This is a genomic window from Pseudomonas sp. PSE14, assembly GCF_029203285.1.
In the GTDB taxonomy this organism is placed as follows: domain Bacteria; phylum Pseudomonadota; class Gammaproteobacteria; order Pseudomonadales; family Pseudomonadaceae; genus Pseudomonas.
Window position 1 is genome coordinate 2341318 of the sequence record NZ_CP115669.1, and the last position, 15848, is coordinate 2357165.

17 protein-coding genes are annotated in these 15848 nt (G+C 66.4%); 2 read left to right on the forward strand and 15 right to left on the reverse strand.

Going from position 1 to position 15848, the window contains the following annotated elements; translation table 11 throughout:
* Positions 1-40 precede the first annotated feature (40 nt).
* From O6P39_RS10985 to O6P39_RS11050, 14 genes are all read right to left on the reverse strand, one after another.
* On the reverse strand, positions 41-703 hold the full coding sequence (locus O6P39_RS10985; protein ID WP_275611365.1) for a glutathione S-transferase family protein: 663 nt from the start codon (positions 701-703) through the stop codon (positions 41-43).
* Positions 704-789: 86 nt separating this feature from the next.
* Positions 790-1143 (reverse strand): VOC family protein, encoded by a 354-nt coding sequence (locus O6P39_RS10990; protein ID WP_275611366.1) that lies wholly within the window; start codon positions 1141-1143, stop codon positions 790-792.
* Positions 1144-1181: 38 nt separating this feature from the next.
* Positions 1182-1691 (reverse strand): hypothetical protein, encoded by a 510-nt coding sequence (locus O6P39_RS10995; protein ID WP_275611367.1) that lies wholly within the window; start codon positions 1689-1691, stop codon positions 1182-1184.
* 135 nt (positions 1692-1826) lie between these two features.
* Positions 1827-2471, reverse strand: a complete 645-nt coding sequence (locus O6P39_RS11000; protein WP_275611368.1) for a methionine ABC transporter permease — start codon at positions 2469-2471, stop codon at positions 1827-1829.
* Entirely contained in the window at positions 2464-3525 is a 1062-nt protein-coding gene (locus tag O6P39_RS11005; protein ID WP_275611369.1) for an ATP-binding cassette domain-containing protein, read from the reverse strand. The genes O6P39_RS11000 and O6P39_RS11005 overlap by 8 nt, the downstream gene beginning before the upstream one ends.
* 124 nt (positions 3526-3649) lie before the next feature.
* On the reverse strand, positions 3650-4447 hold the full coding sequence (locus O6P39_RS11010; protein ID WP_275611370.1) for a MetQ/NlpA family ABC transporter substrate-binding protein: 798 nt from the start codon (positions 4445-4447) through the stop codon (positions 3650-3652).
* 24 nt (positions 4448-4471) lie between these two features.
* Entirely contained in the window at positions 4472-5869 is a 1398-nt protein-coding gene (locus tag O6P39_RS11015; protein WP_275611371.1) for an LLM class flavin-dependent oxidoreductase, read from the reverse strand.
* Between the two features lie 151 nt (positions 5870-6020).
* Entirely contained in the window at positions 6021-7238 is a 1218-nt protein-coding gene (locus O6P39_RS11020; protein WP_275611372.1) for an SfnB family sulfur acquisition oxidoreductase, read from the reverse strand.
* A 9-nt stretch (positions 7239-7247) separates the two neighbouring features.
* Complete coding sequence (locus O6P39_RS11025) at positions 7248-8483, reverse strand: SfnB family sulfur acquisition oxidoreductase (protein ID WP_275611373.1); 1236 nt, start codon at positions 8481-8483, stop codon at positions 7248-7250.
* Between the two features lie 225 nt (positions 8484-8708).
* Positions 8709-9479: a MetQ/NlpA family ABC transporter substrate-binding protein gene (locus O6P39_RS11030; protein WP_275611374.1), complete on the reverse strand. Its 771-nt coding sequence runs from the start codon at positions 9477-9479 to the stop codon at positions 8709-8711.
* Positions 9480-9622: 143 nt separating this feature from the next.
* Entirely contained in the window at positions 9623-10288 is a 666-nt protein-coding gene (locus tag O6P39_RS11035) for a methionine ABC transporter permease (protein ID WP_045208070.1), read from the reverse strand.
* A complete protein-coding gene (locus O6P39_RS11040) occupies positions 10288-11661 on the reverse strand; it encodes an LLM class flavin-dependent oxidoreductase (RefSeq protein ID WP_275611375.1) in 1374 nt (457 codons plus the stop codon). The genes O6P39_RS11035 and O6P39_RS11040 overlap by 1 nt, the downstream gene beginning before the upstream one ends.
* 9 nt (positions 11662-11670) lie before the next feature.
* The gene (locus O6P39_RS11045; RefSeq protein WP_275611376.1) at positions 11671-12894 is read right to left on the reverse strand and encodes an SfnB family sulfur acquisition oxidoreductase; all 1224 of its coding nucleotides are present in this window, start codon (positions 12892-12894) and stop codon (positions 11671-11673) included.
* Positions 12895-13749: 855 nt separating this feature from the next.
* The gene (locus O6P39_RS11050; RefSeq protein ID WP_207883018.1) at positions 13750-14217 is read right to left on the reverse strand and encodes a YbaK/EbsC family protein; all 468 of its coding nucleotides are present in this window, start codon (positions 14215-14217) and stop codon (positions 13750-13752) included.
* Between the two features lie 384 nt (positions 14218-14601).
* On the opposite strand from O6P39_RS11050, the gene O6P39_RS11055 reads away from it, so the two are divergent.
* Both O6P39_RS11055 and O6P39_RS11060 read left to right on the forward strand, forming a co-directional pair.
* The gene (locus O6P39_RS11055) at positions 14602-15027 is read left to right on the forward strand and encodes a YciI family protein (RefSeq protein WP_275611377.1); all 426 of its coding nucleotides are present in this window, start codon (positions 14602-14604) and stop codon (positions 15025-15027) included.
* A 17-nt stretch (positions 15028-15044) separates the two neighbouring features.
* Positions 15045-15461 carry a VOC family protein gene (locus O6P39_RS11060; protein ID WP_275611378.1) on the forward strand — a complete coding sequence of 139 codons (417 nt, stop codon included), beginning with the start codon at positions 15045-15047 and terminating at the stop codon, positions 15459-15461.
* A gap of 90 nt (positions 15462-15551) precedes the next feature.
* Here O6P39_RS11060 and O6P39_RS11065 read toward each other — a convergent pair whose 3' ends face one another.
* Positions 15552-15833, reverse strand: coding sequence for a pyrimidine/purine nucleoside phosphorylase (locus tag O6P39_RS11065; RefSeq protein WP_275611379.1), 282 nt, complete (start codon positions 15831-15833; stop codon positions 15552-15554).
* Positions 15834-15848: the final 15 nt, after the last annotated feature.

Consider the following 15848-nt stretch of genomic DNA (forward strand, 5'->3'; position numbering starts at 1 on the left):
TCCCAGCAGAATTGCCGGAGGAGGGCAACCGCACCGGCCGTCAGTCCCGATTCGGCGCGCCGAGCGGGAACAGCGGGCGGTAGGGGCGGGCTTCGTCGACGGCGCGGGCGAACGAAGGGCGCGCCAGCAGGCGTGAACGGTATGCCCGCAACACCGGGTAGGCATCACTGATGCGGTGGGTCCAGTCGGCGTAGAACAAGGCCGGCGCGGCCGCGCAATCGGCGAGGGTGAAGTCGTCGCCGTTGGCCCAGGGTTCGCTGGCGGTCAGGTGGTCTTCCAGCCAGCGGTAGGCGAGTTCGAGCCGTTGGCTAGCGACCGTGAGGCCATCCTGGCGCTTGCCCGCGTCGCCGGTCAGGGCGCCGGAGACGGCATGCTGCACCGGGCTCATCACGTGAAGGTCGAAGAAGCGGTCGAGGAAGCGCACCTGCAGGGCCGTCATCGGCTCATCGGGCAGCCAGCGCTGCGCGCCGCCCTGGGTGAGCTGCAGGTACTCGATGATGATGCTCGACTCGGCGATGCTGCGCTCACCGTCCAGCAGTACCGGGAACTTGGCCAACGGCCACAGGCGCAGCCATTCCTTCGAGTGTTCGGGGGTGTCCTGCCCGAGACAGCGGAATTCGAAGGGCGTGTCGTTCTCGTAGAGGGCGATCAGGACTTTCTGGGTGTACGAGGAAAACGGATGGCCAAAAAGCACGAGGGACATGAGGGGCCGCCTGCAGGTGTTCTGCGCGCTGTTCGTGGGGTGGTTTCACCCTAGTTGCCCAAGGGGCTTGCGGCAAGCCGGAGTCCTCAGCCGCAGTGCTCCAGCACGTTCACCAGTGTCCCCAGCGGATCGCGCAGGAAGAACCGCCGCACGCCCCAGGGTTCGACGGTCAGCGGATAGACGATCTCGTGACGGTCCGCCAGTGCACGGCCATGCACTTCATCGAGATTGTCCACTTCGATGGACAGGTCCGGCACCGGCGCGCCGGAGCCGCCCTCGCTGGCCAGGCTCAACTGCGCCAGGGCGCTGCCGCCGCTGGCGAGGGTGAGCAGCCAGCCGTGGTCCATGACGATTTCCAGGTCGAAGAGTTCGCGGTAGAAACGCGCCACCTCGGCGGGCTTGCCGGTGGCGAGATTGGCGACGATGCGGCGGACGGTCATGACAAAACTCCGTAGCAGGAGTCCGCCAGCATAGACGCTCAGTGTGCCGGACGCGCCGGTGGCATGCGACGCCGATGGATGCGGTAGAACTGGTAGAGCACGCCGATGACAAAGACCAGCAAGGCGATCATCACGGCTGTCTGCACCGGCGGCGAGTCCGGGCCGTGGCCTATGGGGTTGGAGGGCGGCAGGCGGGACAGTGATTCGTTGAGCGTGGGGATCATCATCAGGAAGAAGCTGAAGCTCATCGCCGCCGTTTCCAGGTATTCGCCCAGGCCGCCCAGCGCGCTGATCCGTTGCGCATAGCTGCCCACCGCGATGGCGATAAGACAGAGGATGCCGATGGCGTGCCCGGCATTGAATCCGCCGGTGCTGGAGAGACCGAAGGCGGTCAGTACGCCGAGGACCATGCCGTACACATAGCAGCGCCCGGCCGGGCTGCGTGGATCGATGCGCCCCGCCCGGTAGAACGCCCAGAGGCCGGCAACGAGCGGCACCAGGCTGATGACGGTATGTACGATACCCAGGGTGGACAGGGGATTGGCCATGACGAACGCCTCCGCAGTGAGCACAGGGACGCCACGCATCCACGAGCTGTGCCAGGGCACGGAGGGGCGGGTGTGTTGTCAGGTTAGACGCAACCCGCGTGGGAGTTAGGCAGTGGCAATGTCAGCCGACGAACGTCACAGGCGCTTGTTGAGCCAGCGCGCCAGACGGTCGCCACCGAACTGGATCAGCGTCACCAGGGCTACCAGCAAAATGATCACCGTGAGCATCACCTGGGTGTCGAAGCGCTGGTAGCCGTAGCGGTAGGCCAGGTCGCCCAGGCCGCCGGCACCGATGGCGCCGGCCATGGCCGAGGAGTTGATCATGGTCACCAGGGTGATGGTGAAGCCGGCGACGATGCCCGGCCGCGCCTCGGGCAGCAGCACATTCCAGATGATGTGCCGGGGCTGGCAGCCCATCGCTTGCGCGGCCTCGATCAGGCCGTGGTCGACCTCGCGCAGGCTGACTTCGGCGATGCGCGCGAAGAACGGCGTGGCGGCGATGGTCAGCGGTACCACCGCGGCCCACACGCCGTAGCTGGTGCCGACGATCAGCCGGGTGAAGGGGATCAGCGCGACCATCAGGATCAGGAAGGGAATCGAGCGCAGTACGTTGACCACGCTGCCCAGGCTACGGTTGACCAGGCGCGCCTGGAAGATCCCGCCGGGGCCGGTGGTGACCAGCACCAGGGCCAGCGGGATGCCCACCAGGAACACGATGGCCGAGGACGCGCCGATCATCAGCAGGGTGTCGAGCAGGCCTTGCAGCAGGCGTTCAGGCATGGGTGAGCACCTCCAGGCGGTCGGCAACGTCGTGGGCACGTTCGAGCAGTTGCGGGGCGCTGGCGGCGGGGGCGGCGACGCTCAGCAGCAGGCGGCCGAGGGCGCGCCCCTGGATGCGCTCGATGCCACCGTGCAGCAGGCTGATGCGGCTGCCCAGGGCCTGGGCGATGGCCAGCAGGTCGGGCTCCTGTTCGCGTACCCCGGTGTAGTGCAGGTCGAGGATGACTTCGTCGGCGGACGGATGTTGCAGGCGTGCCAGCAGGTCCGGCGGCAGGTGCTGCTGCAGCGAGCCGAGCAGGGTGCGGCTGACTTCGTGCTGCGGGTTGCCGAAGACTTCCCAGACGTCGCCCTGTTCGACGATGCGCCCGCGTTCGAGCACCACCACGCGGTCGCAGATTTCGCGGATCACTGCCATCTCGTGGGTGATCAGCACGATGGTCAGGCCCAGGCGACGGTTGATGTCGCGCAGCAGTGCAAGGATGGCCTGGGTGCTCTCCGGGTCCAGTGCCGACGTGGCCTCGTCGCAGAGCAGGATTTCCGGCTGGTGCACCAGCGCGCGGGCGATGCCGACACGCTGCTTCTGCCCGCCGGAGAGTTGCGCCGGGTAGGCGTAGCGCTTGTCTTCCAGCCCCACGAGCTGCAGCAGTTCGTCGACCCGCTCGGCGATGCGCGCCTTCGGCACGCCAGCCACGCGCAGGGGCAGGGCGATGTTCTGCGCCACCGTCTTGGCCGACATCAGGTTGAAGTGCTGGAAGATCATGCCGACGCGACGGCGCAGGCCGACCAGTTGCTGGGCGTCGAAGGTGCCGATGTCCTCGCCGTCGATCAGCACCTGGCCGACGCTGGGGTTTTCCAGGCGGTTGAGGGTGCGGATCAGCGAGCTCTTGCCGGCGCCGCTGCGGCCGATGATGCCGAACACTTCGCCGCGGCGGACGGAGAGTTCGATGTCGCTCAGTGCCTCCACCGGGCCGTGGTGGCCGGCGTAGGTCTTGCCCAGGCCGCGCAGGGCAATGTGCTGGGTGGCGAGTTCGAGATTGCGGTTGAAGCTGACCATGGTGGGGGCCTGTTCTGTAAGTGCAAAGGTGCTGTCGGTACGCGTGCTCTTCGTAGGAGCGAGCTTGCTCGCGAACAGCCCCGCAGCGGGTGGTTGGTTCGCGAGCAAGTTCGCTCCTACAGGGTCAATTCCAGCCCGGCTGGTAGAGCGAGCCGTGGGCCTTGTCCAGCGCGGCGCGGACCTGCGGCGAGTGCTGGTAGAGGTCGACGAACTTCTTCAGTCGGCCGTCCGGGTCCTTGAAGTCGTCACGGGTGACGAACTGGATGACGTACTCCTTGTTCTCGATACCGTCGAACAGCAGCGCGCTGTTCGGGTCGATCGTTCCGGCCAGGCGGATGTAGTGCGGATAGCCCTGGGCGAGGTCGACGTCATCCAGCGCGCGCACCAGTTGCACGGCTTCCAGCTCGATGATCTGGATGTGCTTCGGGTTCGCCACGATGTCGTCCAGCGTCGCCTTGTAACCCACGCCATCCTTGAGCTTGAGCAGCCCGGCCTTCTGCAGCAGCTGAAGGCCGCGGCCGCCATTGATCGGGTCGTTGGCGATGGCGACCTTGGCGCCGTCGGGCAGGTCGGCGATGGCCTTGAACTTGGTGGAATACAGGCCGACGTTGTTGATGATCCCCGGCGCGAACGCCTTCAGGTGCAGGCCGCCCTCGCGGTTGGCGTTCTCCAGGAAGGGCGTGTGCTGGAAGTAGTTGGCGTCGATGTCGCCGTGGTCGAGGGTGATGTTCGGCGCGTTCCAGTCGGTGAACTCCACCAGTTCGACTTTCAACCCTTGCTGGGCGGCTTCCTTCACTGCCACTTCCAGGGGCGGAGCGAAGGCGGCGGTGGTGCCCAGGCGCAGGGTGTCGGCGGCCTGAGCGAGGCCGGCGGCGAGGAGGCTCAGCGAAAGGCCGAGGGAAAGCTTGAAGCGTGCATGCATGGCAACGAATCCTTTTTGATTGGCTTAAAGAGAGAGGGCCGGAGTCGCTCCAGTGGCGGATTGCGCGCGGAAGCTCGCGCCGACATGCCGCGCGGGCAGTCGGGCGCGGCCGGCGCCGAAGAGTTTTTCCCGCAGGGTGCCGTCCGCGTAGGCGGTCTTGTAGGCGCCACGGCTTTGCAGTTCGGGCACCACGAGGTCGATGAAGTCGGCGTAGCTTTCCGGCTCCACGGTGCGGGTCAGGTTGAACCCGTCCAGGCCCGCCTCGTTGATCCAACCCAGCAGCTCATCGGCCACCTGCACCGGGTCGCCCACCAGCGTGGTGTAGCGTCCGCCGAGGGCGAGCTGCTCCAGCAGCTGGCGCACGGTGGCGTCGGTGCGGGCGACGGTCAGGGCCTTGGTGGCGGACTCGATGGCGTTGGTCTTCTCGTAGCGGATCGGCTCGTCCAGCGCATAGCGCGAGAAGTCGATGCCGGTGGTGCTGGCGAAGTGCGCAAGACCCGCCTGGGCGCTGGCGAAGCGGCGGTATTCGGCGAGCTTGTCGCGGGCCTCGGCCTCGGTCGGCGCGACGATGACGTTGATGCCCATGAACACCTTGATGTCGTCCGGGCGGCGGCCGGCGTCGACCGCCGCCTGGCGGATGCGATCCACCAGCACGCGGGTGGCTTCGCGGGTCTGCGCCGAGACGAAGACGCACTCGGCGTGGCGGGCGGCAAAGGCCAGCCCGCGATTGGATGCACCGGCCTGGAACAGCAACGGCGTGCGCTGTGGCGATGGCTGGCTGAGGTGGTAACCCTCGACATCGAAGAACTCGCCGTGGTGCCGCACCTTGTGCACCTTGCCTGGCTGCGCGTAGACGCGGCGCTGGCGGTCGGCGAGCACCGCGTCGTCTTCCCAGCTGCCTTCCCAGAGCTTGTAGAGCACTTCCAGGTATTCATCGGCGCGGTCGTAGCGGCGGTCGTGGTCGATCTGCCGCTCCTGGCCCATGGCGCGGGCGGTGCTTTCCAGGTAGCCGGTGACGATGTTCCAGCCGACGCGGCCGTCGCTCAGGTGATCCAGCGTGGAGAGCCGGCGGGCGAACGGGTAGGGCGCCTCGTAGGTGAGGTTGGCGGTGACGCCGAAGCCCAGGTGCCGGGTGGAGCCAGCCATGGCCGAGACCAGCATCAGCGGATCGTTCACCGGCAGTTGGATGGCCTCCTTGGCGGTGAGCTCGATGCCGTTCTGGTAGACGTCGTAGACGCCGAGGATGTCGGCGAGGAACAGGCCGTCGAACAGGCCCTTTTCCAGCAGGCGAGCGAGGTCGGTCCAGTGGCTGAGCTTGTTGAAGTCCGTCGAGCGGTCGCGCGGGTGGGTCCACAGGCCGTGGTTGATGTGGCCGACGCAATTCATGCTGAAGGCGTTGAGGAGAATCTGCTTCTGGCTCATGGGAAATCCTTGCTGGCAAATGCCCTGTAGGAGCGAGCTTGCTCGCGAACCGATTGGCGCTTGGGCTGTTCGCGAGCGAGCTCGCTCCTACGAAGAGCCGGCACGGTGCGGGGCAGAGCACTCCTACGACAAGCGTGTTCGGTACGAAGCATCAGATCGTCCCCCGACGCGGCGGCAGCTTGCCGTTGAGGTAGTAGTTGCCCACCGCGAAGTACTTCCAGCGCGCCGGGTCGTGCAGGGTGTGCACGCGGGCATTGCGCCAGTGGCGGTCCAGGCCCAGCTCGGCGAGGCTGGCGCGGCTGCCGCCCAGTTCGATCAGCTTGCTGCCGGCCAGCAGCGAGACCTCGGTGGTGATCGCCCGCGCCTCGGCCACGGCGATGGACGCAGCGGCAACGCTTTCGGCCGTCGGCTCGGCAGTGGCGGCATCGAGCACGCGGCCCGAGCGATCCAGCAGTGCTTCGGCGGCGTGCAGGCGGATCGCCAGGCGGCCGACTTCGTTGATAGCCAGCGGATCGTCGCTGGCCTTGTCCACGCCCGAATCGATCCATGGCCGCGCCTTCTCGCGCAGGAACACCAGCGCGTCCTCGTAGGCGCCACGGGCGATACCGACGTCGATGGCGGCGTGGAGAATCTGCGCGAAGGGGCCGACCGTGGTGGGGCGCTCAAAGGCGCTCTGGAACGGCACGACATCGTCCTCATCGACCGGCGCGCCGTCGAACACCACGCTGCCGCTGCCGGTGGTGCGTTGGCCGAAACCGGACCAGTCATCGATCACTTCCACGCCCTGGGCATCGTGGGCGATGAAGGCGAGCTGCTGCACGCCATCGTCATCGATCACCAGGGTCGGAATGCGCTGCGCGTAGAGCGCACCAGTGCAATAGAACTTGCGGCCGTGAATACGCAGGCGGCCGTCCTCGCGCGTGAGCCGGGTGGTGCGGTCGTGGGCGGTGCGCGTGCCGATTTCCGCCAGGGCGTTGCCGAAGCGCACGCCGGCCAGCACTTCGGCGAACAGGCGGGCCTTTTGCGCTTCGCTGCCGTTCACCCGCAGCAGTTCGACGGCGTAGAAATGGTTCTGCGGAATCTGCCCCAGCGAGCCATCGGCGGCGGAGATGATGGCGATCACGCGGGCCACCGTGACGCGGGAAACGCCCGCGCCGCCATGTTCGCGCGGCACGCTGATGCCCCAAAGGCCGGAGCGGCTGAAACGCTCCAGTTCGTCCCACGGCAGGCGCCGTTCACGGTCGCGGGCGATGGCGCCTTCGCGGAAGTCGGCGGCCAGGGCGCGGGCGACTTCCAGGGCTTCGTCGTCGCTGCGGATGATGTGGACGGGGTTGGCCAGCTCTGGGTTAGTGAAAACGAGGCTGTTCATCGGCGCTCCTCAGATCCAGGAATGACGCGCCGGGCGGGCGCCGTTTAGGTGGTAGGCGCCGACCGCCTGGACCTTCCAGCGCACCGGGTCGTGCAGGGTGTGCACGCGGGCGTTGCGCCAGTGGCGGTCGAGGTTGAATTCGGCGAGGGTGGCGCGACTGCCGGCCAGCTCGAAGAGCTTCTCGCTGGCGGCCAGGCTGATCTCGGTGGTCAGCACCTTGGCTTCGGCCACCGCGATGGACGCGCGGGCGGCGGACTCGTCGTCGATGGGGCGTGCGCTGACTTCGTCGAGCACATGGCCGGCGCGCTCCAGCAGGGCTTCGGCGGCATGCAGTTCGACCTGCAGGCGGCCGATTTCGAAGAGGGTGAAATGTTCTTCGCTGGCGTTCTCGACGTTCGCGTCGATGAAGGGCCGGGTGCGCGTGCGGATGAAGTCGATGGCATCTTCCAGGGCGTTCGCCGCGATGCCGGCGTCGATGGCGGCCTGGATCAGCTGGGACACCGCGCCCTGGATGTTGGGCACGTCGGCCAGACGGCCGTTGTGGATCACCAGCGAGCCGGCGATGGGAACATTGTCCAGCAGCACGGTCCCGCTGGCGGTGGTGCGCTGGCCGAATCCGGACCAGTCGTCGACGATGCGCAGGCCTTCCACGCCGCGCTCGACGAAACCCATCACCGCACGGCCTTGCTCGTCGATGGCCTTCACGGCGACCCAGTGGGCGAACAGGGCGCCGGTGGAATAGAACTTCTCGCCGCTGACGCGGAAGTGTTCGCCGTTGCGAACCAGACGTGCCTTGAGTTCGAGGGTGTTGCGGGTGTTGCGTTCGGGGCCGGCATTGCCGATGCGCCGACCGCTGAGCACACCGCCGAACAGCACGCGCTTCTGTGCCTCGCTGGCGACGTTGTCGATGACGTTGAGCAGGCCGAACTGGTTCTGCGGAATCTGCCCCAGCGCCGGGTCGGCGGCGCAGATCACGCGGAATACCTCGGCCACGGTGGCGTAGGAAACCTGCGCGCCGCCGTACTCGCGGGGAATGCTGATGCCGCCCAGGCCGAGGGCGGTGAAATGCTCCAGCTCGCGCCAGGGCAGCGCGCGCTCGCGGTCGCGGGCAGCGGCGCCGGGTTTCGCCAGGCGGGCCACTTCGTGGGCGGCGTCGAGTGCCTGGGCATCGTTCTCGATACGGCGCGCCGGGAGTAGCCGGGGCGCCTGGTCACGAAGGTCCTTGGGTGCGGATTCGTTGGTCATGCGGTTTCCTGTGGTTATCGCTGTTCGGGAGACTCCCTCTCCCCAACCCTCTCCCTGAAGGGAGAGGGGGCCGTTCGGAGTGCGTTGCCAGCTCGGATTCAGCCGGCCAGGCGCGTGGTGCAGTTGCAGGTGCTAGCAGAGATCACAGGCGGCTCAGATAGCTCCCTCTCCCTTCAGGGAGAGGGCGGGGGGAGAGGGTGCTTCGCCCCCGCGCCCGATCTCGCATCAGAACGCTGGCGCGATCTCGCCCTTGTAGCGGGTCAGGATGAACTGGCGGACCTCCGGCGAATTCAGCACCTTGGCCAGCTTCTGGATGCCCGGGTCCTGGATGTTGTCGGGGCGTGCGACGAGGAACTCGGCATACAGGTCCTTGCCTTTCTCCACGATCAGCGCGCTCTTGGTGTCGATGCCGGCTTCCAGCGCGTAGTTGGCGAAGATGAAGGCCAGGTCCACCTGCTTCACCGCGCGGGCCAGCAGGGCGCCTTCCAGCTCACGGATCTTCAGGTGCTTGGGGTTATCGGTGATGTCGCGCTCGGTGGACTGCGGATTGCTCGGGTCCTTGAGCTTGATCAGGCCGCTCTCGGCCAGCAGCACCAGAGCGCGGCCGGTGTTCACCGGGTCGTTGGGGATGGCCACGCTGGCGCCATCGGGCAGCTCGGCGAGGGACTTGTACTTGGTGGAGTAGGCGCCGAAGGGCTCGATGTGGATGCCCACCACCGGCACCAGGTCGGTGTGGCGGGTCTTGTTGAAGTCATCGAGGAACGGACGGTACTGGTAGTAGTTGGCGTCGAGGTTCTTCTGCGCGAGTTGCAGGTTGGGCTGGATGAAGTCGGTGAAGACCTTGATGTCCAGGTCGACGCCTTCCTTGGCCAGTTCCGGTTTGACGAATTCGAGGATCTCGGCGTGGGGCACCGGGGTGGCGCCGACCACGAGTTTTTCCCCCGCCTGGGCGGAGAAGGCGACGACGGCCGCCAGGATGGCGATGGCCTTTTTCATGGGTGTTGCTCCGTGGCTAGTTTAGAAAGTTGCAGTAGTGGGTGGGCCGTCGTGGGGTGGACGTGGGGCCTTGTTGGCAGCGGGGCCGGCTGCCGGCGGCTGGATCGCAAGTGCCGCTCCCGGGCGGGGAGTGGGCGGGGAATTCAGCGCCGCGTGTAGCGCGCGACGAGGCGGTCGCCGCTCATCTGCAGCGCCTGCACCAGCAGGATCAGCAGGGCGACGGTGATGATCATCACGTCGGTCTGGAAGCGCTGGTAACCGAAGCGGATGGCCAGGTCGCCCAGGCCGCCGCCGCCGATCACGCCGGACATCGCGGTGTAGTCCACCAGCACGATGGCGGTGACCGTCACGGCAGCGATCAGCCCGGTGCGCGCCTCCGGCAGCAGCGTGTGCCAGATGATCTGCCAGGTGCTGGCGCCCATCGCCTGGGTGGCTTCCACCAGGCCACGGTCGACTTCGCGCAGGGCGGTTTCCACCAGCCGCGCGAAGAACGGCGTGCAGCCCACCACCAGCGGCGGGATGGCGCCGGGCACGCCCAGCGAGGTGCCGGTGACCAGCGTGGTGACCGGGATCAGCACGATCAGCAGGATGATGAACGGCAGCGAGCGCAGCATGTTCACCACCACCGACAGCGCACGGTACAGGCCGGGTTTCTCATGCAGCTGGCGCTTGCCGGTGAGGTAGAGCAGCACGCCCAGCGGCAGGCCCAGCAGCACGGTAAAGGCCAGCGCGCCGCCGAGCATGGCGAGGGTGTCCAGGCAGGCCTGGCCGAGGTCGTGCCAGTCGAGGTTGCGGAACCAGCCGTCCATCACTGTTTACCCCGGCGAAGCTTCGCCGCACGGTGCGGCGCGCGCAGGCGGTCGCCCTGGCCGAACAGCTTGTGGCGCAGGGTGCCTTGCTCGTACTCGCGCTTGAACAGCCCGCGTGCCTGCAACTCGGGCACCAGCAGGTCGACGATGTCGACGAAGGTTTCCGGCGCCACCAGACTGGAGAGGTTGAAGCCGTCGACGTCGGTTTCCTCGACCCAGGCCTGCAGCTGGTCCGCCACGGTCTGCGGCGAACCCACCAGCAGCGGGCCGTCGCCGCCGAGGGCGCAGTAGTCGGCGATCTCGGCGGCGGTCCACTGGCGCTGCGGGTCGGCGGCGCTGAAGGCGTCCACCGCGGACTGGATGGCGTCACTCTGTACGTGGCGCAACACCTGGTCTGGTGCGTACTCGCCGAAGTCGATGCCGGTCCAGCCGGAGACCAGCGCCAGGGCGCCTTCGCGGTCGCTGTACTGGCGGTAGTCTTCCAGTTTGGCCAGGGCCTCCTCGTCGGTGGGCGCGACGATCACGGTGAGCTGGTTCAGCACCAGCACGTCGCCCGGCTGGCGGCCCGCTTCTACGGCGAGGCGGCGCAGGTCGGCCACCTGGTCGCGGAGGATACGCCTGGTCGGCGCGGCGACGAACACACATTCGGCGTTGCCGGCGGCGAAGGCCTTGCCTCGGCTCGACGCACCGGCCTGGTACAGCACCGGGGTGCGTTGCGGCGACGGCTGGCTGAGGTGGAAGCCAGGCACTTCGAAGTGCTCGCCCTTGTGTTCGATGGGGTGCACCTTGCGCGGGTCGGCGTAGACGCCGCTGGCGCGGTCGGCGACCACCGCGTCGTCGTCCCAGCTGGCCTCCCAGAGCTTGTAGCAGACCTCCAGGTATTCCTCGGCCAGGGCGTAGCGTTGCTGGTGGTTGAGCTGCTGCTTCAGCCCCAGGTTGCGCGCGCCGCTGTTGAGGTAGGAGGTGACGATGTTCCAGCCGGCGCGGCCACGGGTCAGGTGGTCCAGCGTGGAAATGCGCCGGGCGAAGGGGAACGGGTGCTCGAAGGACACCGAAGCTGTGATGCCAAAACCCAGGTGCTCGGTGGCCGCGGCCATGGCCGGAACGATCTGCAGCGGGTCGTTGGCCGGCACCTGCGCGCCGGCGGACAGCGCCGCGTCGGCGTTGCCATGGTAGACGTCATACACGCCCAGCACATCGGCGAGAAACAGCCCGTCGATCTTGCCCCTTTCGAGGGTCTTCGCCAGCTCGATCCAGTAGTGGATGTCGGTATAGCGCGCGGCCTGCTGGTCGCGCGGGTGGCGCCAGAGGCCGGGCGACAGGTGGCCGACGCAGTTCATCGCGAAGGCGTTGAGGCGGATCTGCTTGCTCATCGCGCCTCCTCAGTTCCAGTCGTGGCGCGGTGGGCGCTTGTCGTTGAGCAGCCAGTTGCCGACCAGGTGGTACTTCCAGCGCACCGGGTCGTGCAGGGTGTGCACGCGGGCGTTGCGCCAGTGGCGGTCGAAACCGTGGCGGGCGAGGGTGGAACGGGTGCCGCCCAGCTCGAACAGCTTGTTGGTGGCGTCGATGGCGACTTCGGTGGTCAGTACCTTGGCCTTGGCCACGGCGACCGAGGCGCGAGCGACGTTGTCTTCGTCGGGCGCCGGGCGGGCGGCGTCCATCACCTTGCCGGCGCGTTCCAGCAGGGCGTCGGCGGCTTCGATGCGGATGCCCAGTTCACCGACCTGGATGATGGTCAGCGGGTCTTCGCTGGCCTTTTCCACGCCGGCGTCGATCCACGGGCGCGCCTGCTCACGGACGAAGGCAATGGTGTCGCGCAGTGCCGCGCGGGCGATGCCGGCGTCGATGGCGGCGGTGGTGATCTGGGCGAACGGGCCGGCCAGGGTCGGCACGTCATAGGAGCGGTGGGTCGGGAAGACATTGAACGCCGGCACGCGCAGGCCTTCCACCAGCACGGTACCGCTGGAGGTGGTGCGCTGGCCGATGCTGGCCCAGTCGTCGACGATGACAAGGCCCGGCGTGCCGCGCGGGACGAAGGCGAGCTGGGCGTTGTTCTGCTCGTCGAGGCCCAGCACGCCGATCCAGTGGGCGTACAGCGAACCGGTGCAGTAGCCCTTGCGGCCGTCGATCACCACGCTGTCGCCCTCATGGCGCAGGCGAGTCTGGATGTCCTGGACGTTCTTGCCGCCGGTTTCCGACAGCGCGTTGGCGAAGCGGTTGCCCTTGAGCGCGAGGTCGAAGAAGAAGCGCTTCTGTTCGTCGCTACCCTGCAGGCGGATGTCTTCCAGCAGGCAGTAGTGGTTCTGCGGAATCTGCCCCAGCGACGGGTCCGCGGCGGAAACGATGGCGATGACTTCGGCCAGGGTGGCGTAGGACACCTCGGCGCCGCCGAATTCACGCGGCACGGTGATCCCCCACAGGCCGCTGTTGGAATAGACCTCGACGACTTCCGGTGGGACTTCACGGTTGCGGTCGCGCTCGGCGGCGCCTTCGAGCAGGAACGCGGCGACCTTGTGGGCGACTGAGAGGGCTTCGGCGTCGGAGCCGATCCGGTGCGCGTTGGGTTCGCGGATGTCGTAGTGGGCGGATACGGGGAGTTGGGGCATGGCAGTACAGCGACCTCGGCAGATGAATCGACCCGGTGTTCGGGTGTGTCTGATGAGGTCATTGCACAAGCTGTGCCGGAAATTAAATTACTTATAAATCAATTAGTTGGTGTTTTTGTCCAACAGTTGGAGCGCTGGATGGACAGCAAAGTGTTGGGTGGGTGTTGCTGGGGCAACAGTGCTGGAGCAGGTCTAGGAGCGGGCCATGCCCGCGATCGCGAGCATGGCCCGCTCCATTAAGGGAATGGTCGGCGTTGGGCGGTTCGCGAGCAAGCTCGCTCCTACGAAGAGCCCATATCTCCGGCTTGGGCTTTGGCTCTGAAGATTTCCAGAGAAATGTCCATGCACTCCGACCGCCCCGTTCAGGAGGCCTCGTTGAAGCGGAGTTTCAGGGGTTGAGCGGCATGGATGCCGCGAGAGCTGCGATGGGCCAGGGATGGCTCTTCGCGGCGCGCCCCTGAAACTTTGCTTCAACGAGGGTATTTTTCGCCCCAAGCGAAAAACCGGATGTCCGGGGCAAGACCTTTGCCTCCTTTGGGGCGTTTGCCAAAGGAGGTCGCCCGAGGGGGCGAAACAAAATCTCTCAGTGCACGCCGAAGCGGCGCAGAAACACCCAAACGAAAAGCATCGCGGACAGAGTCCGCTCCTACAAGATCAAGGGCCCCTCACCCTAACCCTCTCCCGCAAGCGGGAGAGGGGACTGTTCGGTGCAGGATGAAACCGTAGTGTCAGCCGGCACGGACGGCTCCCTCTCCCTGAGGGAGAGGGCTGGGCTGAGGGGGAAGCGCAGGCAGGGATTAACCCGGTAGAAGACAGTTGCTCCTACAGATCAGACGTCATGGGCGTCAAAGACGATCAGGCCAATTCCTGGCAAACATCCACCCAATCCGCCGCCACCAGCTCTGCCAGGCGCTGCGGCTCGATCCGCACCGCGCTGTGCACCGCCCCGGCCGCCGGCAGCACTTCGTCGAATGCCTGCAGCGACACATCGCAATACACGGGCAGCGGCGTGGCCAGCCCGAACGGACAAACCCCGCCCACCGGATGCCCGGTCAGCTCCACCACTTCCTCGGCGCCGAGCATCTTGGCCTTGCCGCCCAAAGCCTCCTTGAGCTTGCGGTTGTCCAGCCGCGCATCGCCACGGGCTACCACCAGCACGGTGCGTTCGCCCACCCGCAGGGACAGGGTCTTGGCGATCCGCCCCGGCTCGACGCCATGGGCCTCGGCGGCCAGGGCGACGGTGGCGGTGCTGGTTTCCAGCTCGATGATGGCGATGTCGGGGGCCTTTTCGGCGAAGAAGGCGCGAACCGATTCCAGGCTCATGGGCAGGCTTCCTGTACTGGGAAAACATTCCAATCTAGGGAGCGGACCGGGGCCTGTCCAGTCGTCGGCGCGGACCTGTCATCGGGTTCGGTGAACGCTCCGGCAATTCCGCTGCCCACGGCTCTGCAGGCTGGTCTGTCTCGGTGGGATTCATGGGGCCGATGCATGGGGGGAGCGACACGTCGCGTGCGGTGGTTCTCGCCTTTTGTCGCGCGCCTCCTGGTGGCCGGGCGTTCCGGTCATTCCCGCCTATGCTCAGGCATCCTGCGAGACGCCGCGAAATTTTTTCGGGCCGATGTCGATTTCACTGCGCGCCCTTCGACTACTCGTCAGGAACCGGGAATACCCGGCCGCACGATGACCCATACAAAGAGGAGAAAAGCCATGCGTTTCATGGTGATAGTCAAGGCCACCGCCGAATCCGAAGCCGGTGTGATGCCCAAGGAAGAGCTGCTCGCTGCAATGGGGGCCTACAACGAGGAGCTGGCCAAGGCCGGCGTGATGCTCGCCGGGGAAGGGCTGCAACCCAGCTCCAAGGGCGCACGGGTTCGCTTCGACGGTGCCTCGCGTACGGTCGTCGACGGTCCCTTTGCCGAGACCAAGGAACTGATCGCCGGTTACTGGATTTTCCAGACCGCTTCGCTGCAGGAGTGCATCGACTGGGTCAGGCGCTGCCCCAATCCCTTCGACGGCCCGTCGGAGATCGAGATCCGGCAGATTTTCGAGGCGGAGGACTTCGGCGCCGAATTCACCCCGGAACTGCGTGAGCAGGAAGACCGTATCCGCGAGCAGATCGCTCGCAAATCCTGAAATCGGAGGAAACCACCATGTTGATGAATGCCTACCTCACCTTTAACGGCAATTGCGAAGAAGCCTTCCGTTATTACGCCGAAGTGCTGAACGGCAAACTGCCGGCGCTGATGCGCTTCTCCGACGCGCCGGGCTGCGAAGACATGCCGGCGGAAATGAAGAATCGCATCATCCACGTGCGCCTGGAGGTGGACGGTCACGTGCTGATGGGTTCGGACGCATCGCCGCAATGCGGGACATACGAAGGGGTGAAGGGCTGCTCGATCACCCTCAATGTCGATAGCAAGGCCGAGGCCCGGCGCATCTTCGACGCCCTGAGCAAGGGCGGCAAGGTGACAATGCCGCTGGAACAGACCTTCTGGGCCGTTCTGTTCGGCTCGTTGGAGGATCGCTTCGGGGTGCCGTGGCTGATCAATTGCGAGAAGGATGTCTGATCCAGGCACCTGCAAGGCCATGCTCGCCCTCGATATTACGGGCCATAAAAAACCGGCCATCAGGGCCGGTTTTTTCATGACGTGCCGAACTCAGCGGTATTCGCAGAGGTAGGCGGTGTCCTGGGCAACCTTCAGCTGGAACTTGCTGTTGGCCGGCACGGTGAACTTGCTGCCGGCGGCGAAGGTTTCCCAGTTGTCGCTGCCCGGCAGCTTGACGGTCAGCGCGCCGGCGACGACGTGCATCACCTCCAGCTGGCTGGTGCCGAATTCGTATTCGCCGGGGGCCATCACGCCGATGGTGGCCGGGCCTGCGGTCATGTCGAAGGCGATGGATTTGACGGTGCCGTCGAAGTACTCGTTGACCTTGAACATGGGCTTCTCCTGCTA